This window comes from Ruegeria sp. AG1 (genome assembly GCF_056541705.1).
Genome location: NZ_JBQFYU010000008.1, coordinates 62785 through 85272 on the forward strand (window position 1 = coordinate 62785; position 22488 = coordinate 85272).

Annotated in this window: 15 protein-coding genes; 10 read left to right on the top strand and 5 right to left on the bottom strand. The window is 59.2% G+C overall.

Annotated features, from left to right (window positions below; all coding sequences use genetic code 11):
• Position 1: 1 nt before the first annotated feature.
• From ACR0B5_RS13600 to uvrC, 4 genes are all read left to right on the top strand, one after another.
• Entirely contained in the window at positions 2–172 is a 171-nt protein-coding gene (locus ACR0B5_RS13600; protein WP_170553847.1) for a hypothetical protein, read from the top strand.
• A complete protein-coding gene (locus ACR0B5_RS13605) occupies positions 169–1140 on the top strand; it encodes a calcium/sodium antiporter (RefSeq protein ID WP_170681587.1) in 972 nt (323 codons plus the stop codon). Before ACR0B5_RS13600 ends, ACR0B5_RS13605 begins: the two co-directional genes overlap by 4 nt.
• A 20-nt stretch (positions 1141–1160) precedes the next feature.
• Entirely contained in the window at positions 1161–1940 is a 780-nt protein-coding gene (locus ACR0B5_RS13610; RefSeq protein ID WP_480541111.1) for an SDR family oxidoreductase, read from the top strand.
• A 290-nt stretch (positions 1941–2230) separates the two neighbouring features.
• Entirely contained in the window at positions 2231–4105 is a 1875-nt protein-coding gene (gene uvrC / locus ACR0B5_RS13615) for an excinuclease ABC subunit UvrC (protein ID WP_480541113.1), read from the top strand.
• Here uvrC and ACR0B5_RS13620 read toward each other — a convergent pair.
• Positions 4102–4986, bottom strand: a complete 885-nt coding sequence (locus ACR0B5_RS13620; RefSeq protein ID WP_480541115.1) for a DMT family transporter — start codon at positions 4984–4986, stop codon at positions 4102–4104. The two genes, uvrC and ACR0B5_RS13620, sit on opposite strands and share 4 nt — an antisense overlap.
• A 184-nt stretch (positions 4987–5170) precedes the next feature.
• Here ACR0B5_RS13620 and pgsA point away from each other — a divergent pair, with 184 nt between their 5' ends.
• The 3 genes from pgsA to ACR0B5_RS13635 are packed head-to-tail and all read left to right on the top strand — an operon-like array spanning position 5171 to position 6533.
• A complete protein-coding gene (gene pgsA / locus ACR0B5_RS13625; protein ID WP_170469254.1) occupies positions 5171–5839 on the top strand; it encodes a CDP-diacylglycerol--glycerol-3-phosphate 3-phosphatidyltransferase in 669 nt (222 codons plus the stop codon).
• A gap of 3 nt (positions 5840–5842) precedes the next feature.
• Complete coding sequence (gene moaD, locus ACR0B5_RS13630) at positions 5843–6088, top strand: molybdopterin converting factor subunit 1 (RefSeq protein ID WP_170379166.1); 246 nt, start codon at positions 5843–5845, stop codon at positions 6086–6088.
• Between the two features lies 1 nt (position 6089).
• Entirely contained in the window at positions 6090–6533 is a 444-nt protein-coding gene (locus ACR0B5_RS13635; protein WP_480541117.1) for a molybdenum cofactor biosynthesis protein MoaE, read from the top strand.
• A 48-nt stretch (positions 6534–6581) separates the two neighbouring features.
• Here the strand turns inward: ACR0B5_RS13635 and ACR0B5_RS13640 are convergent, their stop codons facing one another.
• The 4 genes from ACR0B5_RS13640 to ubiA all read right to left on the bottom strand — a co-directional run bounded on the left by ACR0B5_RS13640 (position 6582) and on the right by ubiA (position 10682).
• The gene (locus ACR0B5_RS13640) at positions 6582–7112 is read right to left on the bottom strand and encodes a hypothetical protein (protein WP_170462571.1); all 531 of its coding nucleotides are present in this window, start codon (positions 7110–7112) and stop codon (positions 6582–6584) included.
• Positions 7113–7425: 313 nt separating this feature from the next.
• Positions 7426–7746 carry a hypothetical protein gene (locus tag ACR0B5_RS13645; protein WP_170379160.1) on the bottom strand — a complete coding sequence of 107 codons (321 nt, stop codon included), beginning with the start codon at positions 7744–7746 and terminating at the stop codon, positions 7426–7428.
• A gap of 1 nt (position 7747) precedes the next feature.
• Positions 7748–9655, bottom strand: coding sequence for an OmpA family protein (locus ACR0B5_RS13650; protein ID WP_480541119.1), 1908 nt, complete (start codon positions 9653–9655; stop codon positions 7748–7750).
• 64 nt (positions 9656–9719) lie between these two features.
• On the bottom strand, positions 9720–10682 hold the full coding sequence (gene ubiA, locus ACR0B5_RS13655) for a 4-hydroxybenzoate octaprenyltransferase (protein WP_480541121.1): 963 nt from the start codon (positions 10680–10682) through the stop codon (positions 9720–9722).
• Between the two features lie 12 nt (positions 10683–10694).
• On the opposite strand from ubiA, the gene ACR0B5_RS13660 reads away from it, so the two are divergent.
• The 3 genes from ACR0B5_RS13660 (at position 10695) to ACR0B5_RS13670 (ending at position 22476) form a co-directional block, all read left to right on the top strand.
• The gene (locus ACR0B5_RS13660; RefSeq protein ID WP_480541123.1) at positions 10695–11420 is read left to right on the top strand and encodes a 16S rRNA (uracil(1498)-N(3))-methyltransferase; all 726 of its coding nucleotides are present in this window, start codon (positions 10695–10697) and stop codon (positions 11418–11420) included.
• Positions 11421–11739: 319 nt separating this feature from the next.
• The gene (locus tag ACR0B5_RS13665; protein WP_170559688.1) at positions 11740–12474 is read left to right on the top strand and encodes a helix-turn-helix transcriptional regulator; all 735 of its coding nucleotides are present in this window, start codon (positions 11740–11742) and stop codon (positions 12472–12474) included.
• A gap of 138 nt (positions 12475–12612) precedes the next feature.
• Positions 12613–22476, top strand: a complete 9864-nt coding sequence (locus ACR0B5_RS13670; protein WP_480541125.1) for an Ig-like domain-containing protein — start codon at positions 12613–12615, stop codon at positions 22474–22476.
• Positions 22477–22488: the final 12 nt, after the last annotated feature.

The window sequence follows — 22488 nt, forward strand, 5'->3', positions numbered from 1 at the left end:
CGTGATCATCAAGATCGTCACTCTGTTTTTGGTCGCCATGGGTGTTTTGGCGATGTTCGGCAAGCTGCGCTTTCCGGGCCAAAACCGGTTGAGTTCCGCCAAATGTCCGCGCTGCGGGCGGTTCAAGATCGGCAAAGGCCCCTGCGCCTGTGAAAAAGGAGGCCGGACATGACGGCATGGCTGCTCTCCGGCCTCGGATTGGTGATCTTGCTGCTGGCAGGTGATGCGCTGGTGCGCGGTGCGGTCAACCTAAGCCTGCGGCTGGGCGTGCCCGCCCTGATCGTCAGCCTGACGATCGTTGCCTTTGGCACTTCGGCACCAGAGTTGCTGATTGCGATCAGCGCGGTGAAGGAGAACGCACCGGGCATCGCATTGGGTAACGTCGTCGGCTCCAACACCGCGAATATCCTTTTGGTTCTGGGCTTGCCTGCCTTGTTGGCAACGCTGCACACCAGCGAATGCGATAGCCGCAAGAACTATGTCTTCATGCTGTTGGCGAGCGTCCTCTTCATCGGCCTGGCCTTCTGCGGGGTATTCAATCTGATCAGCGGCGCCATTCTGCTGGCCGCCCTTGGGCTTGTGTTGTGGAACGCGTTTCGCGAAGCCAAGGCTCATCGCAAAGCCTGCGCCGATGCAGCCGGGGCATGTGGCGACGACGAAGAGCTGGACGGTTTGGAAGAGGCCGATCCGAACATGCCCTATTGGAAGATCTCGATCTACGTGGTCCTTGGCCTGATCGGCCTGCCCATGGGCGCGCATCTATTGGTCGAAAACGCCACCGAAATCGCCCTGATGTACGGGATCACCGAAACGGTGATCGGTTTGACACTTGTGGCTGTCGGAACGTCTCTGCCCGAATTGGCGACGACCGTTATGGCGGCACTACGGCGTCAGGCGGATGTGGCGCTGGGCAACGTGATCGGCTCGAACATGTTCAACCTGCTGGCCATCGTCGGCATTGCCACGTGGTTCGGAAACATCCCGGTCGACCCGGAATTCCTTGAGTTCGACCTGTGGGTCATGCTGGGCGCATCGCTGCTGCTGATCCCGTTTGTGTTCTTCAAACAGGATATTTCCCGGATCTGGGGTCTGGTGTTGACTTTCCTTTATGCGCTTTATGTCACCACATTGCTGATGTGATCTGACGGAAAGAGGTATCCATGTCCCGAGCGCTAGTAACCGGAGCCGGCATCCGCTTGGGCCGCGCCATGGCCCTCTATCTGGCAGGGCGCGGGTATGACGTCGCCGTCCACTATGCGACCTCGGAACAGCCTGCGGCTGAGACGGTTGCAGAAGTCCAGGCGCTGGGCCGCAAAGCTGTGGCGCTACAGGCCGATCTTCTGGATGAGGCGCAGGTAACCGCCCTGCTGCCCCGCGCGGCTGAGGCTCTGGGTGGGCCGATCACTTGTCTGGTCAACAACGCGTCGGTCTTTGAGTATGACAATATCCACACGGCCACGCGCACAAGCTGGGACCGGCATCTCGACAGCAATCTACGCGCTCCCTTCGTTCTGACTCAGGCCATGGCAGAACAGGGGTTGCAACCCGAGACGGATGCGCAGGGAGAGCCGCAGGCCACTGGCCTGATTGTTAACATGGTCGATATGCGAGTGCGGAAACTGACGCCTGAATTCATGAGCTACACCATCGCCAAGATGGGCCTTTGGGCGCTGACGCGAACGGCTGCGCAGGCGCTGACACCCGCAATCCGCGTCAACGCCATCGGTCCGGGACCCACCATGCAGGGCCATCGCCAGAGCGAACAGCACTTCAAAACGCAGCGCGCCAACACAGTGCTGGAGCGGGGCTCGAACCCGTCAGATATCACCGCAGCACTGGGCTATTTTCTGGACGCGCATGCTGTCACTGGGCAGCTTTTGTGCGTGGATGGTGGGCAGCATTTGGGATGGCAAACGCCGGATGTGCTGGGCTTAGAATAAGTAAATCCGCTGCAAGTTTTGCACCGCTCTCTTTTGTGTTACTTAGCCGTTACAAAAACGTCTTATTTTTCATACACTTGCTAAGCGTGTAAAAAAATAGAAATAAAAAACAAACACTTAAGTATATGCCTGTTTTTTGTGCAAATTGACGAACAAGCAAGGAAACAAGGAAGATTCTACGCTCACGGAAACTTATCTTCATACTTATCCACAGAAACCGTGGATTTGTTTTCTCTTGAACTGAAGCGCCCAAGATTGCAGCCATAGACAGAGAATCATATCTCAGGCCCATGACAACCCAGGACGAATCGACACCCGAGCTTCAGCCCACCGGCTATGCCTGCATCCAGCGCTATGTGAAAACGCTGGACAGTTCGCCCGGTGTGTACCGGATGTTGGATGCGGACAGTCGGGTTTTGTATGTGGGTAAGGCGCGGAACCTTAAGGCGCGGGTCTCGAACTATACGCGACCGGGCCATTCGGGACGGATCGAGAAGATGATCGCCTCAACCGCCTCGATGATGTTTCTGACCACAAGGACTGAGACCGAGGCGCTGCTGCTGGAGCAGAACCTGATCAAGCAGCTTAAGCCCAAGTACAACGTGCTGCTGCGAGACGATAAGAGTTTCCCGAACATTCTGGTCGCCAAGGATCATGGCTTTCCGCAGATCAAAAAGCATCGTGGCGCCAAGAAAGAAAAGGGCGCGTATTTCGGCCCATTTGCCAGCGCGGGTGCAGTGAACCGGACGTTGAACCAGCTGCAGAAGGCATTCCTTCTGCGCAATTGCTCGGATTCCATGTTCGATAGCCGCACGCGCCCCTGTCTTCTCTATCAGATCAAGCGGTGTTCGGGGCCATGCGTCGGTTTGATTTCCGAGGGTGACTACCGCGAAAGCGTCAGGGATGCCGAGCGGTTCTTGTCGGGCAGGTCCACCAAGGTGCAAGAGGATCTGGCCGATCAGATGATGGCCGCGTCCGAGGCGATGGAGTTCGAACGCGCAGCCGGTCTACGCGACCGTATCCGGGCGTTGACCCAGGTGCAGACCAGCCAGGGCATCAATCCGCGTGGAGTGGCCGAGGCGGATGTGATTGGTCTCTATATGGATAGCGGACAGGCCTGCGTGCAGGTGTTCTTCATCCGGGCCAATCAGAACTGGGGGAACAAGGATTTTTACCCTCGGGTCGGGGCCGACGTGTCCCCGGCCGAGGTGATGGAGGCGTTCCTTGGCCAGTTCTACGACAACAAGGAACCGCCCCGGCAATTGATCCTGTCCGATGGGATCGAGAACGCGGACCTGATGCAGGAGGCTCTGTCCGAAAAGGCGGGTCGCAAGGTTGAAATCCTCGTGCCTCAGCGTGGCGAGAAACAGGAACTGGTGGCCGGAGCCCTGCGCAACGCTCGCGAGTCGTTGGCGCGGCGTATGTCGGAGAGTGCGACGCAAGCCAAACTGCTGCGCGGGGTGGCCGAGGCGTTTGACCTCGACGCGCCTCCGGGCCGGATCGAGGTGTACGACAACTCTCACATCCAGGGCACCAACGCGGTCGGCGGCATGATCGTCGCTGGCCCCGAAGGTTTCATGAAAAACGCCTACCGCAAGTTCAACATCCGGGGCGATGATCTGACCCCAGGTGATGACTTTGGCATGATGAAAGAGGTCTTGACCCGCCGCTTCACCCGCCTGCAAAAGGAAGACCCAGATCGCGAAAAAGGATTATGGCCCGATCTGCTGCTGATCGACGGCGGAGCCGGGCAGGTCAGCGCGGTGCATGAGATCATGGCGCAGTATGGCGTCGAAGATATCCCGATGGTCGGCGTCGCCAAAGGGATCGACCGCGATCATGGTAAGGAAGAATTCCACCGCATCGGCCAGCGCCCCTTTGCCCTGAAACGCAATGACCCGGTGCTGTATTTCATTCAACGTCTGCGGGATGAAGCGCACCGGTTCGCCATCGGTACCCACCGCGCGAAACGGGCCAAGGCCGTGGGCGCGACGCCACTGGATGAAATCCCCGGTGTAGGGGCCGCGCGCAAACGTGCTCTGCTAACTCATTTCGGAAGTGCCAAGGCGATCAGCCGGGCCAATCTTGCGGATCTGAAAGCGGTCGAAGGGATCTCGGCCGGGTTGGCGCAGAAGGTCTATGATTTCTTCCACGACAAGGGCTAGGCCTTTCGGCCGCGCCACAGGATGTACAGCCCCGAGGCCACGATCAGTGCGCTGCCGATCCACATGGTCTGATTCAACGTTTCGCCAAACATCACCACGCCCAGCCCAACGCCAAACAGCAGGCGGGAATAGCGGAACGGTGTAACGGCCGAGACCTCACCGGTTCTCATGGCTTTCATGAGCGAGGCATAGGCGGCAGTGCCCATCAGGATCGCTCCGCCCACGTGCAGGCTGGTGTTCAGGTCCAGCGCAGCCATCGGCACCCTTTCCCAGAACTGATAGGCCAGACCAGCCACGATGATGCAGAGGAAGCCGTAGAAGCCTAAGACCTCGGTCCCCAGTGTCGCTGGCGCGGCGCGGCTGGCTAGGTCGCGCCCGGCGAAGCCCAGCATGCCCAGAACAGCTAGGATAGACAGGGCCGAGAAGCTGTCTCCGGTCGGTTGAATGATGACCACGACGCCGATCAGGCCGACCAGAATGGCGCTCCACCGCCGCCAGCCAACGGTTTCGCCGAAAAACAGCGCGGCACCTGCCACCACGACCAGAGGGGTCGCCTGCAGGATCACGGTCGCCGCTGACAGAGGCGTCAGCGTGATTGCCAGCACGTAGAACATCCGCCCCAGGATCTCGAACAGAACGCGCACCTTCATGGGCCGTGACAGCACATCCCGATGCAACAGACTGGCGCCACGCAGCAGGGCGACGGCGGCGAAGATAATCGCGCCACCGGCACCGAACAGGATCAGGATCTGCCAGATCGGCAAATGCGCCGAGGCGCCTTTCAACAGCGCATCCTCTAGCGCGAACAGTGCCATGCCCGCGATCATCCACGCGCTTCCGATCAGGTTTGATCGGGGGTCGGTTCGAATATGTGCGGTCATGGTCTTCCGTCGCTGCTGAGCCGTGCGCCAATCTGACCGCAAAGCCGTCCTGGGCCAAGCCGTATCTGGCCGAGAGTCCCTGGTTGCGACCCTTTGACTTTTTTTCCCCACAACCCTCTGTGAACGGGTCAGTTTTTCATTTGTCTGTCTTTTCTGTCCTTAGGCGGCGATGTAGTGTCGGTTCATGAAGTGGAACTTGCCCAATATTCTGACCTTGCTCCGCCTGCTGGCAGCGCCCGGTCTGGCTGTGATGTTTTTGTATTTCACCCGCCCTTATGCCGACTGGTTTGCCCTGATCCTGTTCATGTCTGCTGCGATCACCGACTGGTTTGATGGCTATCTGGCGCGGGCCTGGAAACAGGAAACCAAGATGGGTGCGATGCTGGATCCGATTGCCGACAAGGCCATGGTCGTGATCGCGCTGATGATCCTCGTCGGCTATTCGACCGAGCATTGGACCCCGTGGCTGGTGCTGCCCGCCACCGTGATCCTGTTTCGCGAAGTGTTCGTCTCGGGCCTGCGTGAATATCTGGGTGATGTCGCCGGAACGCTCAAGGTAACGAAGCTGGCCAAGTGGAAGACGACGGCCCAGATGTTTGCCATCGCCATTCTGTTCTCGCAGGGGATTTTTGAGCACAACTTCGTCATGGCCACCTTCGGCATGGATCCCACGATCATAGATCAGGTCCTGACCGGAGAGGCTGAGGACTTCAACAAGATCCGCTGGCACCTTGAGGGAATGTTCTGGTCAGGGCGCATTGGCCTGTGGCTGCTGTGGATTGCCGCCACGCTGACATTGATCAGCGGCTATGACTACCTACGTAAAGCCATGCCGCATCTGAAGGAGAGCTAACCGATGGACGTGCTGTATTTCGCCTGGGTTCGCGAACGCATCGGCCTGCCGAAAGAAAAGGTCGAAACGCAAGCTGCGACCGTGTCTGATCTGGTAGCTGAACTCAGCGCACGCGAGGATCGCTATGCCGCGGCCTTTGCAGATCTCTCAGCGCTTCGAGTGGCTTTGGATCAGGAGCTGTCCGATTTTGATGCCCCTCTGGCCGGAGTGCGTGAGGTTGCGTTCTTCCCACCAATGACGGGCGGCTGAGATGCGGATCGCTGTTCAGGAAGAGGCGTTTGATCTGGGGGCCGAAGCCAACGCCTTTGCAGCGGGCGACGACGCCAATGGGGCGATCGTGACATTTACGGGTGTCGTGCGCGATCTGGCCTCGGGCGATCTGGATGTGATGGAGATTGAGCATTATCCCGGCATGACGCAACGCGCGCTGACAAAAATCGCGGAAGAGGCCAAGGAGCGTTGGTCTTTGGGTGATGTTCTGGTGATTCACCGCCACGGCAGGCTGGCTCCGGGCGACCGGATCATGATGGTCGCGACAGCCGCACCGCATCGCAGGGATGCGTTCGAGGCAGCAGAATATCTGATGGACTACCTGAAATCCCGCGCACCGTTCTGGAAGAAAGAGATCACCAATTCAGGTGCCGAATGGGTGGCCGCGAAGGACGAAGATGAAGACGCCCTGACGCGGTGGTAGAGGTCGGCTCCGGCACCCGTTTCCAAGTGCCGGGCCAAATGGAATAGCTTAGCTATTCTGCTCCGTATTGCAGGTCCGCGCCGCCTCGATCGCTTTCAAGGTGCCATCAAGACTTACGGTAAAGCCGCTCTCTTTTTCCGGGAAGACTGTCATATCGTACTTTTTCATGACGTCCTCAACGAATTGCGGGTTGTTGGCCAGAATATAGCCTCCTGTATACCCTTCCGCGAGATGCTTGGTCTTCTTGTAGGCTTTGGCTTCGTAGACATTACCATCCAGCGACAGGATGATGTCTTCCTTTTTGCCTTTCAGGCCAATGTCATTCTGAGTGAAGACACCAAGGTATCCCATTTCCTGATCCTTGGTCAGGCCCATTTGCACGACGTTGTTATTTTCGTCGACACGCTCAATCAGGCAAGAGCCGCGGGTATCATCGACATAGATAGTCCAGCCGGATTCCTCGCCCCATTTCGAAAACGTGTCATTCTCGGACGGGATCACATCGCTTGAGGCGAAGGCGGCAGTTGCGCCAAATGCGGCAAGGGTAGCGGCGGTTTTCAAAGTAACTTGGAAATTCATGATAGACTCCAGTTTTACAGAAAAAGGACAGTTCCGTGTGCAGGCAAAAACACACTCATTCATTATGTTGAATTTGTTGAAAAACTAAAGAAACCGGAGTCAGATCGGCTAAAACCCGCCGAACCAAGCCGCGCAGGCGCTTCGGGCTTAGCCCGGGATACGAAGACTCTGCCGCGCTTTCAGCAGTCTTGAGACGTTCGTTTTGCCGGATGACTCAGGAAAAATCCGAAACGCCATCACTAACTCCCACTGCGGCGAATGCTCCCGTTTGGTCGTCTGAACGGAGCGCGAGAAAAGGACTCAGCGGGTCGTATTAGTCCGCGTTGTTGATGCGTCCGCGCATTTCTTCGGCCTCTTGCCGGGCGGCGCGGAGGCCGTCCATGGCAGCGGCCAGTTCTGCCTCGGTTTGGGTCAGCTGGTTGGTCAGCTCGGCCTCGCGCTGCTGCAGATAGGTGATGGCCTGATCGCGAGTTTCCTCAGCCTCGTGCAGTTCCTGGCTCATACGGTCCAGGTCGGCTACGTCGCTTTGGCGGACGCGGGACAGGCGATGGGCCAGCCAGTTGGCAAACCATCCCATGCAGAAAGCCGCGAACAGGATGACGGCGGTGGCGATGATGAATTCTACTCTGTTCAACTTACTGGTCCTCTGCTTCCGCATCCGGCGCGGTCGTCTCGGTCTGGTCTTCCGCCCCGGCCTCAAGCGCCTCGAGGCCGGTTTCCGAGGCCTCGGTGGGCTCCGGCCGGATCAGGCGGAACTCAATCCGGCGGTTTTCTTCGCGGCCCTCTTCGGTGTCGTTGTCGGCGATTGGCTGTGTTTCGCCATAGCCGACGGCTGTATAGCTTGAGGTCGGAATGCGCCGTCCGCGCAGCTCGTTCAGGATCGACTGCGCACGCGCCTGGCTGAGCTGCTGGTTCATCTCTTCCCGGCCCTGACTGTCGGTATGGCCCTGAATCTCCATCCGGATCGGGCCGCAATCACGCAAGATGTCGGCGATCTGATTGACCGTATCGCGCGACTCCGCAGCGATGGTGGCCGAGCCCGGCTCGAACGCGATTTTGCTGGTGGCCTGAATTTCAGCGATACCTTCTTCACAAAGTTCAGGATCGGGCAGGGCGTCTTCGGGTTCGGGCGGGGCGACATAGGTGATCGACAGGGTGAAGTTCTGCGCATCGCCCAGCTTGTCCGAAAGCAGACCGGCGATCCGGGCCTTGGCTTCTTCATCATGGCTGATGCCGTTCAGGTCAACCAACTCGGGCGTTACGGTCAGTGCGCCGTTATGCAGTTGTGACAGGGCCTCAAGCCCGGCCAGAACGCGCACGGGCCAATCCATCGGCAAATCCGAGGTGATGCGGGTCGCGGTATAGACATTGTCGGACCCAAACGCCGCACGGGCGTAGCTGTCGACCATGTCGCGCAGAACGTCGTCACCGACGCGGCCGCGCAATTGAATCAGACCCTCGGGACTGCGGGTGGCAGAAAACTCCACGGGTCCGGTTTCATCCGCGACCTCGGGCTCGGGCAGCACGGCATGAAGGGCGAACACCGCGGGCAGTGCGTTTTCCAGCTCACCCACGACGCGGTCGAACAGCTCCGAGTTCGTACCTTGAGCCGCGACCAGAGTGATATCCGCATCCGACATCGTCACCGATCCTTGCCCGATTTCAGCAAGCGCGTTGATGCTCTGTTCTGCGGCTTCTGCCCAGCGGGGGGAGGGTACACCCAGACCAATGGTACAGAACGATGGTCCGGCAAGACCGGCTTCCTCTGCCGCTGCGATGATCTGATCGCGGGCGTCTTCATCTTGGGCGGAGCAGGCGTCAAACTGCCCTCCGGCCTCGTCAATCAGGTAGCGCAGAGTGAAGGGCGTGATCACCGGGCGCGGGGCTGATATGGACAGACCGATCCGAACACTTGGCGGCGCGGCGCGGGTCAGGTCCTGCTCCAACCGCTCTTTTTCCTGGTGGCTGTTGGCAATCGCAGTGATCCGGACAAGGCCGGGACTGGCCGATATCTTGGCGCGCGGCAGATCGGACAGGGCCAGCACGGCATAGGCCAGCGCATCATCCCAGCCATCGGGTTTCGGGTAGTCGGCGGTTTCGACCAGATCTGAGACGGAATGGTCGCTGTCCAGCGCCTGTAACCCGTCCATAAGGGACTCGCGGTCCTCGCTGGCCGGGATCAGGCCGATTACCGAGACACCGCTGTCATTGCGCAGGATTTCTACGGAAAACCTGGGGGCGGCCAGTGCTGATGTGGCGGCTACGTCCATCTCATCAATGACGCGAGAAGTGTCGACCTCGGTCCCAGCAGCGGTCAGGGCATTGAAGCGGATCGCCTCATCCGGCGCGGTGCCCGTGAGTATGACGCGCAGGCCGTCGGATTCGACCTCGGCCCAGTTGTGACCTTTCAGGTCCAGTGCACGTCGGACGGCGAATTCCGAGGCGTCTTCGACCTTTGTCACGGCAAAGCCCGCAGCCAAAAGGGACAGACCTGCAGAGACAAGGAAGATCAGACAAACAGCTACAAAATAGGGCAGACGCATATGCGGGCTTCAGACTCCTCGGGCGTTTGGGCGGGGTTGTACAGGCCCCGGCGCGCAGGTGCAATCAGAGCAGCAGCGCGACGCAGAGGAAGATCAGCGGAATTAGGCCGGTATCCCGGTTCGACCGGAACAGCATCAGAAGTTTGGCATTGTCCTCGATGTTCAGATTGCGCAGCTGCCATAGCATATGCCAGCCCATGGCCCATGGTCCGCCCAACGCAATCGTGACAATCCAGAACGGCGAATCCGGCACGCCTGCGTCGATGATCGCCAGCCCCATCAGCGAGACCGTGGCGATCAGAAAATACTTCAGCCATCTGGCCGTATCCGCCCCGAACAACCGCGCCGTGGATTTGACACCGATCAGCGCGTCGTCCTCGGTATCCTGATGCGCATAGATCGTGTCATAGAACAGCGTCCACGCGATACCCGCCAGATATAGCATGACCGCAGGCCAGCCCAGCGATCCGGTATGGGCCACCCAGGCCAGCAGCGCCCCCCAGTTGAAGGCCAGTCCCAGAAACACCTGCGGCCACCATGTGAAGCGTTTTGCGAAGGGATAGAGGGCAACCGGCACTAGCGACAGGACGCCCATGAGGATAGCGCCTGTATTGAAGCTGAGCAGAATCGCCAGAGATATCAGCGCCTGCAGACCCATCCAGATCACGGCTTGCCGCACGCTGACCTGACCCGATGGGATCGGGCGGGATTTTGTGCGTTCGACCTGCGCGTCGAAATGGCGGTCGGTGATGTCGTTCCACGTGCATCCCGCGCCGCGCATCAAAAAGGCGCCAATAGCACAGCCGATCGCGATCCATGCATCCTCCAGCCGCGGCGTGCCATCGCCCAGGATCGCAAGCACCAGCCCCCACCAGCAAGGGATCAGCAACAGCCACGTTCCGATCGGCCGGTCCGCCCGGCTCAGCCGCAGGTAGGGGCGGGTGAAGGCGGGCGCGCGGGTGTCCACCCAATTGCCGGTGACAGCATCAGCGACCTGACCGTCTGGTGTTGGAGCATTGCCTTGCATATGTAGGGTCTCATGAGTGCGAAGATCAGACTGTATGTAGAGCAGCCCTTGGGTCAGGGGCAATCGGTTCCTTTGACGCGTGAGCAGGCGCATTACCTGTTCGGTGTGATGCGGCAATCCGTCGGCGCGCAGATTGCGCTTTTCAACGGCCGGGATGGCGAATGGCTGGCCGAAGTCTCTGAGGCGGGCAAGCGCGGCGGTGTTCTGTCCTGCCTGCAGCAGACCAAGCCTTTGCAATTGCCCCCGGATTTGTGGTTCTTGTTTGCACCGATCAAAAAGGCGCGCACAGATTTCATTGTAGAGAAGGCCGCAGAAATGGGGGCCGCGCGCATTCTACCTGTGCAGACAGACTACACAAACTCCGAGCGTATCCGGCAGGACCGACTTCAGGCGCATGCGGTCGAGGCCGCCGAACAATGCGGCGGTACCTTTGTGCCCGAGGTCGCGGATCTGCAAAAACTTGACCGCGTGCTGGAGAATTGGCCTCAGGATCGGCGGTTGATGTTCTGCAATGAGGCCGAGGTCGGTTCAGCCCTACGATTGGCCGCGCAGGAAAAAGGCCAGCCCTGGGCCATTCTAATTGGCCCCGAAGGCGGGTTCTCGGACCAAGAACGCGCCCGATTGAGCGCGCTGCCCTTTTCGCACGTGGTTAGCCTCGGCCCGCGCATTCTGCGCGCTGATACGGCGGCGGTGGCCGCGCTTACCATGTGGCAGCAGGCCTTGGGGGATTGGCTATAGCCAAGTTTAATTTCGGCTACTCCCTCAGGATTGCGAACAATAGGCCCTGTTGAGTGGAATTGTGCTTAAAGTAAGTGCAATCCGACAAAAACGATCGCCGAAGAGCGCTTTTTCTGAAACCGTTTTCAAGTGTTGAGGCGCATCTCTCAATGCGACATCAATCATATGAATGTTTGAAGGCCTAGATCTCAGGCCAAGCCTTTGAAAGTAAACTGCCTCTTCAGGGTCCGAAAAGCATCAAAATGTTGACTAAATTTTAATTTCTCTATTTCTTTATTTAATGTGAACTTAACAAGTGAAGTGGACGCCGCTGGTCGTCATGAAAAACGCGCTGATTGATTTCGTTGATGCTTTGGCCGGACTCACCTCTGCAGAAGACCGATGGAATGAAGCTGTCGCGCAGTCTCAGAAACAGGGTATTGAGGCGATCCTGGTCGGTGAGGCCGACGGGATAAAAAAGCAGATCTTCTGGATGAACACCAACATGCCAGAAGACTGGATCACCGAGTATCTCGAAGAAGACTACATGTCGGTGGACGCCATGCTCGAGACATTGGCCTGGCAGAACGAATACCACATTGTTGAATCCGGCCAGATGAAACGCGTTGATGCGCGATCTGACAAGGAATACGCCCTGGATCACGGGTTGAAGTCTGCCGGCCTGGCCTCATTGATCGGGTCTCGCTTTGGCGAGCCTGGGCGTCGCGGGGTCTATGTGACGCTTTGTTCTAGCGACAGTATGAAAGCTGCGCATAACAACAGTGCCGTCGATTTGACGATGCTGTCGGCCTTGCTGGCCACTTCCATTACAGAACCCATTCACTCACCAGCAAATCTGAAGTTAAAAGCAATGACCCAGGTCCTTTCACAACGTCAGCAAGAAGTATTGGAGTTGCTGGCCAACGGGTGTCAGACGGCCCGTATAGCCGAGCGTCTCAACATCAGCGAAGCGGCGGTAAACAAGCATTTCTCACTGGCACGCAAGGCGCTGGGCGCGTCTACCCGTGAACAGGCGCTCGCCATAGCTTTGAAAGAAAACCTAATTAACCTGTGAAGGTATAAATATCTCTACCTTGGGCGAACGTCGCCTGTTTCCTAGAGTGCAGTAGCAAATTTTCGCCGACGAATAGTCGGGGTCCGTTTTTGGCCCCGCTTTACCAGTATTTTCGATGGAGCCACCTCTCACATGAACATGCAGTCGCAACTGAAAGGCCGCCTAGCCCGCACGCCTTCGTTTTCCCTATCTACTGTTGAGCTGCGCGGTGTCTCAGCCGAATTCGATCAGTCCATCAAAGCGCTGCCCGCGTCGTTGGCACAGCCTGTGCGAGTTCCGACCGACTCCAAGGGGCGGGGCGAGTTTCTCAAGCAACTGGTGGCGAAATCCGCGGCCAAGCTGGCCGCGGGGGGCACAGCGCTGATCCTTGTGTTGCTTAGTACAGAGACGGCCCAAGCGCAGTCATCGGACGTGTCTCTGCGTAAATTGGATGGGGTGAAGTCTATTGAGGTTCTGCCCGATGGAACCGCCGAGGTCACGCTGGAAAACGGGGCCGTCATGCGCCTTCCTGCGGGCAGTTTCACCGTGTCTGGCAGCGAGGTTCTGGTCTCTGAGGCGGTCGCGCTGCAGATGACAGAAGCCGCAGCCGCGGGCGGAGGTGTGTCCGGGGGAACGCTGGCCGCAGTCGGCGGAGGGCTTGCCTTGGCCGGAGCCGCCGGTGGCGGCGGTGGCAGCAGCGATGGAGGTGGCTCGGGATCGACGACTGCCCCCACCACGGGTACGGTCGTAGACGGCTATCTGGTCAACGCCACCGTCTTTCAGGATTTAAACGGCAACGCGATTTTTGACGCAGGTGAGCCAAATACAACCACCGATGCGCAGGGCAACTATTCGATCACCTTGGATCCCTCCAACCCGACGGCCAAGATCGTGTCGATTGGTGGTACGGATTCCTCGACGGGCCAAGCGTTCACGGGCACTCTGACTGCCCCGGCGGGTTCAACCGTCATCACCCCGCTGACCACACTTGTCCAGAGCCTTGTCGAAGCCAGCGCCGACAGCGACACGCCGCTGACCGCAGCCGAAGCAAATGAGCAACTGGCCGCCGCGCTGGGTCTGGGCAGCGACACCAACCTGTTGGAGCTTGACCCGGTCGAAGAGATCGAAAACGCCAGCGACCCCTCTGATGCTGCAGCTTTTGCGGCTGCCGCTCAGGTTGCCGCAATCATCTCGGCGGCTGCCGCGGCGCAGGATGACGCCCAAGGCAGTTCGGACGCCTCCGAGGCCGCGGCCGCATCGCTCGCACAACAGTTGCTGGACGCAGCGGCTGGCCCCGGTGATCCTGATCCGTCTTCGGTTCTGAGCGATGCAGATGCGATTGCAGCAGCGTTGGAAGAGGCTGAGGTTGAAGCGAGCGAGGCCAGCGCGATTGCGAATGGTGTTCAGGCCCTGAACGAGAACATTGATGAAGCCGTAGCAAACGCTGACCCCGGTGATCTTGATGGCCTGCAAAACGAGATCGTGGCCAACCAGGAAGTTGCGCAGGGGACGCTTGTCGATCTGGTGGAATCCGGTGATATCGTCACGACTGACCCTGCTGATCTAGCTGACGAGGCTGACGCAATTGTTCCACTGCAACCAGTTGTTGCGTCTGAGGATTTCTTGGGTACTTACGGCCCGTCAAATCTGGATAGCGCCCCGGTCGTATCGGGCACTGGTCGCCCCGGTAGTCTTGTCCGGGTGACCTTCAGCGATGGCGATGACGCGACAGTTGATGTCAGCCGAACTACGACAGTTGATGGTGCAGGCAATTGGCTGCTCACATTTGTCGCCGCTGATTTCCCCACAGCAAGCGGGGCTTATACGGTTGAGGTCGCCGCCGCGCCTTTGGGCTCGTCTGTGTTCACCGTTCCGGCGGTCTCGGGGGGCAGCTTTGATGTTGACCTTACGCCACCGGCGGCACCTGTCGTAGATACTGTGTCCAGCGACGACGCTCTGGCATTGGAAGAACGCGAGTCGGACCTGACAGTGTCAGGCACCGCCGAGGTGGGCGCAACTGTTTCCGTGACAATCGGCGGGGTGATTCTGACGGATACGGCCGCCGCAGATGGCTCGTTCAGTGTCACCTTTGATGCCAGCGACATTCCCGGTGATGACTTTACCATCAGCGCCGATGCGGCTGACAGCCTGGGCAACACCAGCCCCGCTGCTGATCGTGACGTTACGGTCGAGCCTGAGGCGAATCTGGACCCGACCATTGATCCGGTCTCGGGCACGCTGGGGTCTGCGGAACTGGCATCGGGCCTGACGGTCACCGGCACAGGCCGCGCAGGCAGCACGATCACCGTGTCCATCGACGGCGAGGATCAGAGCGCAACCGTTGGCGGTGACGGTACGTGGAGTGTTACATTTGCCGAGGCAGATCTGCCGGGTGCAAGTGACGACTATACTGTTTCTGCCGTGGCAACCTTGCCGCCGACCTCGTTCACCAGCGGGCCGGTTGACGGCGGAGGGTTCTCGGTCGATCTGACAGCCCCCGATGCACCGTCGATCGACACCGTAGCGGGCGACAATGCGCTGGAGCTTGAGGAGCAGGGCGCTGACTTGACCATCACCGGCACTGCCGAGGCAGGCGCGACAGTTGAGGTCACCGTCAACGGCGTGGTTGAAACTGTGGTTGCGGATGCGGGCGGCGCGTTCTCGGTCACTTTTGACACGGCGGATGTGCCCAGCGCCGATTTCTCGGTAAGCGCCACGGCGACGGACCTGCTGGGCAATGAAAGCAGCGCGGCGACGCAACCCGTCACGGTCGAGCCGGTCTCGGCCCTGACGCCCACAATCACGCCGGTTTCGGGCACGTTTGGCCCAACCGAACTGGCCGCAGGGCTGGTGGTGTCCGGTACGGGCCGCGCGGGCAGCACCGTGACCGTGGATATTGACGGCGTCACGCAGGACGCAACCGTCGATGGCGACGGCAACTGGACAACCACCTTTGCAGAGGCCGATTTGCCGGACGCGACGGGGGACTATTCGGTCTCTGCTACGGCAACCTTGGCAGGCACGTCCTTCTCCAGCGGTTCGGTCTCGGGCGGTGGTTTCTCGGTCGATCTGGACGCCGCAGCCGCGCCTGTTCTGGATGCGGTCGCAGGCAACAACGCCATTGAATTGGAGGAAAGCGGCTCGGCCCTGACCGTAACCGGCACCACCGATGAAGGCGCGACGGTTGAGGTCACAATCGGCAGCGTCACCCTGACAGACGTGGCCGGTGTGGGCGGCACGTTCAGCGTGACCTTCGATGCCGCTGAAGTTCCGACCTCGGACTTCTCCATCAGCGCTGTGGCGTCGGATGATCTGGGCAATACCAGCGCCTCGGCAACCCAGGCGATCTCGGTCGAGCCGGTCTTGGCCCTGACCCCGACCGTTGATCCGGTCTCGGGCGTCTTGGGTGCGGACGATTTGGCAGCCGGCCTGACGGTCACCGGGACAGGCCGCGCCGGCAGCACGGTCACCGTGACGATTGATGCTGAGAATCAGGAGGCCGTCGTGGACGGCGACGGCAACTGGAGCGTCACCTTCGCCGAGGCGGACCTGCCTGCGACGACGGGCGACTACGCGGTGTCCGCCGTGGCAACCTTGCCTCCGACCGCTTTCGCCAGCGGATCGGTTGATGGCGGCGGGTTCTCCGTCGATGTGACCGCGCCCGATGCGCCGGTGATTGACAGCGTAGCGGGCGACAACGCTCTGGACCTGGAAGAGCAAGGCGCGGACCTGACCATCACCGGCACCGCCGAGGCCTTTGCCTCCGTAGAGGTAGCGGTCAATGGGGTCGTGGAAACCACTGTCGCCGACGATGGTGGCGTGTTCTCGGTGACCTTTGCAGCGGCGGATGTTCCAGCCGCGGATTTTTCGGTCAGCGCCACGGCCACGGATGCGGCGGGCAATACCGGTGCCGAGGCCACTCAGGCCGTGACGGTCGAGCCGATTTCGACCCTGACGCCCACAATCACCCCGGTCTCGGGCACATTTGGCCCGACCGAACTGGCCACCGGGCTGGTGGTATCCGGCATGGGCCGTTTGGGTAGCACGGTTACCGTAACGATTGATGGTCAGGATCAGCAGGCCGCCGTTACCCCCAATGGCAGCTGGAGCGTCACCTTCGCTGAAGCAGACCTGCCAGACGCCAGCGGTGACTATTCGGTGTCTGCCGTGGCGACTTTGCCGCCGACCTCTCTGTCCAGCGGGTCGGTTGATGGCGGCGGTTTCTCGGTTGACGTAACCGCACCTGACGCGCCGCTTCTGGACGCGGTCGCTGGTGACAATTTCATCGACCCGTCCGAGCAAGCCGATGATCTGGTCATCTCGGGCACGGCCGAGGCGTTCAGCACCGTCACCGTCACAATCGGCGCGGACTCCGAGCAGGCGACGGCTGACGTGAATGGTGATTTCTCGGTTACTTTCGCCGCTGCGGATGTTCCAACCTCGAATTTCCAGGTCACTGCGGTCGCCGTAGATGCGCTGGGCAATACCAGCGTGGCAACAGATCGCTCGGTTCTGGTAGGTGCGGTGGGCCAGATCATCACCGGCACCAGCGGCGATGATGAGCTGTCGGGCACACCCGGTGACGATACAATCAACCCGGAAGGCAACGATGGTGAGGCCGGAGGCCTCGATATTATCAACGGCTCTCTGGGAGATGATGAGATCGACCTGAGCACATCCGGCGGCACCAGCTTTGTTGAGCTGAACTACGCCGCGTTGGACGGCCCGATCAACGTTACACTGGACTATGCCAACAACACGGGTTCGGTGAATAAAGGTGCCGATGGTACCGACACGCTGATCAGCCCGGAAACTCCGGGCGAGGCGTTCGGGATCGGCCTTGTTGGGACGCAGGGCGACGACACATTTACTGTCGTTCAGGACGGTGTCGAGACATGGGCGGGCATCTTCTACGAAGGCGGTGATGACACCGTCAACGTGACGTTGGACACCGGCATTGTACGTGTGAACGCAGTGACCAAGGACCCTGCGGATGAAGATGTCACGGCGGATCTGACCACGGGCGATATCACTTTCGCCAGCGGCTCGATTGATCTGAACGTGACCGGCTCCGGCGGCCAGATTGAATTGGAAACCGGCGATGGTGATGATGACGTAACCGGCTCTGATGCGGATGAGCGGTTCATTCTGGGCGCAGGTACCGACACGCTAGATGCGGGCGGCGGTTTTGATACCGTGCGCTATGACCGCAGTGTCGTGACCGATGGTGTGACGGTGAACCTGCAAACCGGGGTCGCAACCGGTATTTGGGACGGTCAGGCCTTTACCCATAACCTGTCCAATGTTGAACGCGTGCGCGGCTCACGCACCGGAGATGACAATCTGACGGCGGCCAATACCGGCTCGCGTCTGGAAGGCCGTGGCGGCGATGATACGCTGATCGGCGGTGTTGGCGACGACCTGCTGATCGGTGGCGATGGTGCGGATACGTTCTTTGTCGGACGTGGCAACGACACCATTCAGGACTATCAGGGCGACGCCATCGACACGATCGAATTGGACCCTGCCTACACCGAGGCCGAAATAGACGCAGCTGTTGCGGCGGCGGTGCAGGATGGCGACGCTGTGGTGGTCACTTTCGTTTCGACCGGTGCAACGCTCCGGTTGGAAGGCTGGACGGTTGCCGAGCTACAGGCCGAAAATGCCGCCGGCGGATCGGATATCGTGGGTACGCCGGGCAATGACCTGCTTGTTGGCACTGCCGGCGATGACACAATTGATCCACAAGGTAACGATGGGAATGATCCGGACCGAGTCATTGGGTCACTAGGCGATGATACGATCGACCTGACCAATACCGGCGCCGATAGCTTTGTTACGTTGGAATATGGTGGTTTGAGCGGCCCGATTGATGTGACGCTGGACTACTCGCTCAACGAGGGACAGGTGGTCAAAGGTGTTGGCGGAGTTGATGGAACGGATACGTTGATCAACCCGAACACAACTGGTGAGGCCAACGGGATTGATATCTTTGGCACTGCTGAAGATGATACCTACACCATCACTCAAAACGATGCGGGAACCTTCACGGCGATCGTCTATGCCGGTGGTGATGACACCGTCAATTTGGCGCTCGATTCGGGTGTTGTACGTGTCACGTCATCGGATTCCGAAGACGTCACAGCAGATTTAACCACGGGCGACATTTCATTCGTTGGTGGCTCGATCGACCTCAATGTTACCGGTTCTGGTGGCCGGGTTGAGCTGGTGACCGGCGATGGTGACGACACTGTTACCGGCTCGGCCTTGGATGAGCGTTTCATTCTTGGGGCCGGAACCGACACGCTGGATGCAGGCGACGGGATTGACCTCGTGCGCTATGACCGCTTCCCCGTTTCTGATGGCGTAACCGTCAACCTTGAAACAGGCGTTGCAACTGGTACATGGGGAGGTCAGGCCTTCTCGCACAGCTTGTCGAATGTCGAACAGGTACGCGGCTCGCGGACCGGGGGTGACAGCCTGACGGCGGCAGATAGTGGTTCCTTCCTTGACGGCCGCGGTGGCGATGACACGCTGATCGGCGGTGCCGGAGACGACGTGCTGGTCGGCGGCAGCGGTGCTGATACGTTCTTTGTCGGGCGTGGCAACGACACAATTCAGGACTACGAAGGCGACTCAATCGACACAATCGAACTCGAACCGGCTTATTCGGAAGCGGAAATCGATCAAGCCATTGCAGACGCGGTACAAGATGGCGAAGCAGTAGTTGTCACCTTCGTGTCGACCGGCGCGACTGTGCGGTTCGAGGGTTGGACTGTAGCGGATCTACAAGATGAAATCGGGGGTAGTGGTACCGACATTATCGGCACGTTTGGTGATGATGTTCTGGACGGCACCTCTGGTGACGACTTCATCGACCCGCAGGGCAATGATGATGGGTTTGACCTCATCAACGCCTCGACTGGAGATGATGAAATCGACTTCTCGAACTCGGGTGGTGAAAGCTTTGTCGAGCTGAATTATTCAGTGCTAGACGGCCCGATCACGGCCTCGATCGACTATGCCAACAATACGGGCTTTGTCGACAAGGGCGCGGACGGGTTCGACTCGCTGACCAACCCCAACACAACTGGGGAATCTCTTGGTATCGGACTTGTCGGAACCGCTGGCAATGACACCTACAATATCACGCAGGGTACTGGCTTTTCGTGGGCCGGGATTGTCTATGCCGGTGGCAATGACGTGATCAATGCTAGCCTGAACGAAGGTATCGTCCGTGTTGATACAAGCGGCGAGGCAACCACGGCTGATCTTTCGAGTGGCCTGATCAGCTTTGCCAGCGGAAGCATCCAATTGAATGCGACAGGCTCTGGCGGTCGGATAGAGCTTCGGACATTTGACGAAGACGATTCTATCACCGGTTCGGATGCGGATGAGCGTTTCATTTTGGGTGCGGGGACCGACACGCTGGATGGTGGCGCAGGTTTTGACACCGTGCGCTATGACCGTGGTGATGTGACGACGGGTGTGACCGTGAACCTTGCCACCGGGATCGCGACCGGCTTGTGGGATGGTCAGGCCTTTGAACATAGCTTGTCCAATGTCGAAGCGGTGCGCGGTTCTCGGACAGGAGATGACACCCTGACAGCGGCGGATACGGACGCGTTCCTGGATGGTCGTGGTGGCAATGACACCATCACTGGCGGTGTGGGTGAGGATATCCTCATCGGCGGCGAGGGTGATGATACGTTGCAGGGCAACGCTGGCGAAGACTTGTTCATCGTTGGACGTGGCAATGACATCATTCGCGACTTTGAAGCCGGGATCGACGACATCGAACTGGACAACAGTGCCACGGATGAAGAAATCGCCCTAGCTGTGCAAAACGCCGAACAGATCGGCGATGATGTCCGGATTACCCTGCCGGATGGCGCGACGATCCTGTTCGAAGACTGGACGGTTGCGAACTTCCAGCAGGAATATGCGGATCGCTTTGCGGTCAATCCGATCATCGGAACGGACGGTCCGGATGTTATCGATGGAACCGATGGCAATGACTTTATCAACCCGCTGTCCAGCGGTGATGGAGATGATGTCATCAACGGCTCTCTCGGTGATGATGAGTTTTTTCTGTCAGACGTGGACAGTGAGAGCTTTGTCGAGCTGCGCTATGACGGACTGACCGGACCGATCGAGGCCTTCGTTGATTTCGCCAACAACAATGGTGTGGTCAACAAGGGCGGCGATGGCGTGGATACCATTACCGATCCGCTTGCAGCCGGCGAAGCCTTTGGCCTGGGGATCTCCAGCACCTCTGGGGATGACACGATCAACATCACTCAGGGCAGCGGTTTCTCGTGGTTCGGAGCATTTTATGCGGGCGGCAATGACACCATTAACGCCAATCTGAACTCGGGCATCATCCGTATTGATACTGGCGGTGGCGCGACGACAGCAAACCTCGATACGGGCGACATCACCTTTGCTGGTGGGTCCATTGACCTGAACGTGACAGGTTCGGGTGGCCGGATTGAACTGCGGACCTTTGACGATAATGACAACGTGACAGGTTCTGACAGAGACGAACGTTTCATTTTGGGCGCTGGTACCGATGTTCTGGATGCGGCAGGCGGATATGACGTCGTGCGATATGATCGTGGCGACGTAACGACTGGCGTGACCGTGAACCTGGCAACAGGGATCGCGACCGGTACATGGGACGGTCAGGCATTTACTCATACCCTGTCGAATGTGGAAGAAGTTCGCGGCTCACGTACCGGCGACGACACACTGACGGCGGCGGATACCGGCTCGGTCCTCGAAGGGCGCGGCGGTGTAGACACCTATACGGGCGGTGCGTCCGAGGACATCTTCATTGTGGGTGAGGGTCATGATGTCGTCTACAATTTCGATATCGACGTCGATCAACTACAAGCTCGGAATGGTGCCTTTGAATTCGGGCTGCCGGATTATGAGGATGTCATCTTCGACGGTCAGCCGTCCCTGCGCTTCAACCTCAGCCCTGACGACTCTGTCACACTGGTCGGATGGCGCGCACAAGACCTTGAAAACTCGATCGCGGAGGAGCTTCTGTCGCTGACACCCGGGCGGATGAACAATCCGGCCACGCTGACAGTCGCTGGCGCGGGGAACCTTGCTCTGATCGCGTCGGACATCACCGAGTTCCTGCAGACGCAATCGACGACCGAGTTCACATTCTTCGAAGTTGGTGCAGCGGAAAACTACGCCTTGTCGGTCACCGGCAGTGGGTTGTCTCTGTCCGGCCTACCCGGCAGCGAAGTTCTCTCGGGCACGGTCGACGCAGCCACCCTTACCTTGGATGGCAGCCCGGTTTGGTCACTGACGGATCTTGAAATTCCGTTTACCGACTTTGCTGCAATGCTCGACAGCGCCACGAATGAAGGGGCGATCGACTACTCGCTCGGCATCGGAGATCGTGATCTGATCGTTGTCGCTGATGATGCGGCGCAGGATATCCGTATCGAAGGCGTCGATCATTGGATCGAGGCGGGCGGTGGCGATGATGCCGTCACCTTTAGTGGTGGTGGCAACGCAGCCATCATTCTCGGGGGTGGCGCTGACACGGTCGATATCGCGGGAAGCACCCCGTCAGAGGATCGTGCGTTCATCTATATAGACCCAGCCGACTCGGGCACCAATGTGATCAACGGCTTCCGCTTCACCGATAGCGAGGATTCCGGCGACCGCATTGTGGTTGAAGAAGATCTGGCCGTGTTCTCGATTGCATGGGAGGTCGACGATGCGACCGATCAAGGGGATCTGGACTCGATCGCGGCAACATTTGATCCGATTGGACCGGGCGAATACGCTCTGTTCTTCGATCAAAGCGGCAATGCCGTGCTGCAGGACCTCATCGAAGGTGGCGCACCGGGGGCGAACTATACTCTGGGCGACACCATCGCGAGCTTCACCAACGCGGATGTCAGCGGACTTTCGGGAAGCAATCTGGGCGGATACAACCTCGAGGGCTTCCTGGTCTACTCCGAGATCGACCTACCGCCCGCTTCCGAGCTGGTTTAACGCCCCGGAGGG

Coding starts and splice junctions, on each gene's coding strand:
- ACR0B5_RS13605 (WP_170681587.1), top strand. CDS start 169: ATGACGGCATGGCTGCTCTCCGGCCTCGGATTGGTGATCTTGCTGCTG.
- ACR0B5_RS13610 (WP_480541111.1), top strand. CDS start 1,161: ATGTCCCGAGCGCTAGTAACCGGAGCCGGCATCCGCTTGGGCCGCGCC.
- uvrC (WP_480541113.1), top strand. CDS start 2,231: ATGACAACCCAGGACGAATCGACACCCGAGCTTCAGCCCACCGGCTAT.
- ACR0B5_RS13620 (WP_480541115.1), bottom strand. CDS start 4,986: ATGACCGCACATATTCGAACCGACCCCCGATCAAACCTGATCGGAAGC.
- pgsA (WP_170469254.1), top strand. CDS start 5,171: ATGAAGTGGAACTTGCCCAATATTCTGACCTTGCTCCGCCTGCTGGCA.
- moaD (WP_170379166.1), top strand. CDS start 5,843: ATGGACGTGCTGTATTTCGCCTGGGTTCGCGAACGCATCGGCCTGCCG.
- ACR0B5_RS13635 (WP_480541117.1), top strand. CDS start 6,090: ATGCGGATCGCTGTTCAGGAAGAGGCGTTTGATCTGGGGGCCGAAGCC.
- ACR0B5_RS13640 (WP_170462571.1), bottom strand. CDS start 7,112: ATGAATTTCCAAGTTACTTTGAAAACCGCCGCTACCCTTGCCGCATTT.
- ACR0B5_RS13650 (WP_480541119.1), bottom strand. CDS start 9,655: ATGCGTCTGCCCTATTTTGTAGCTGTTTGTCTGATCTTCCTTGTCTCT.
- ubiA (WP_480541121.1), bottom strand. CDS start 10,682: ATGCAAGGCAATGCTCCAACACCAGACGGTCAGGTCGCTGATGCTGTC.
- ACR0B5_RS13660 (WP_480541123.1), top strand. CDS start 10,695: ATGAGTGCGAAGATCAGACTGTATGTAGAGCAGCCCTTGGGTCAGGGG.
- ACR0B5_RS13665 (WP_170559688.1), top strand. CDS start 11,740: ATGAAAAACGCGCTGATTGATTTCGTTGATGCTTTGGCCGGACTCACC.
- ACR0B5_RS13670 (WP_480541125.1), top strand. CDS start 12,613: ATGCAGTCGCAACTGAAAGGCCGCCTAGCCCGCACGCCTTCGTTTTCC.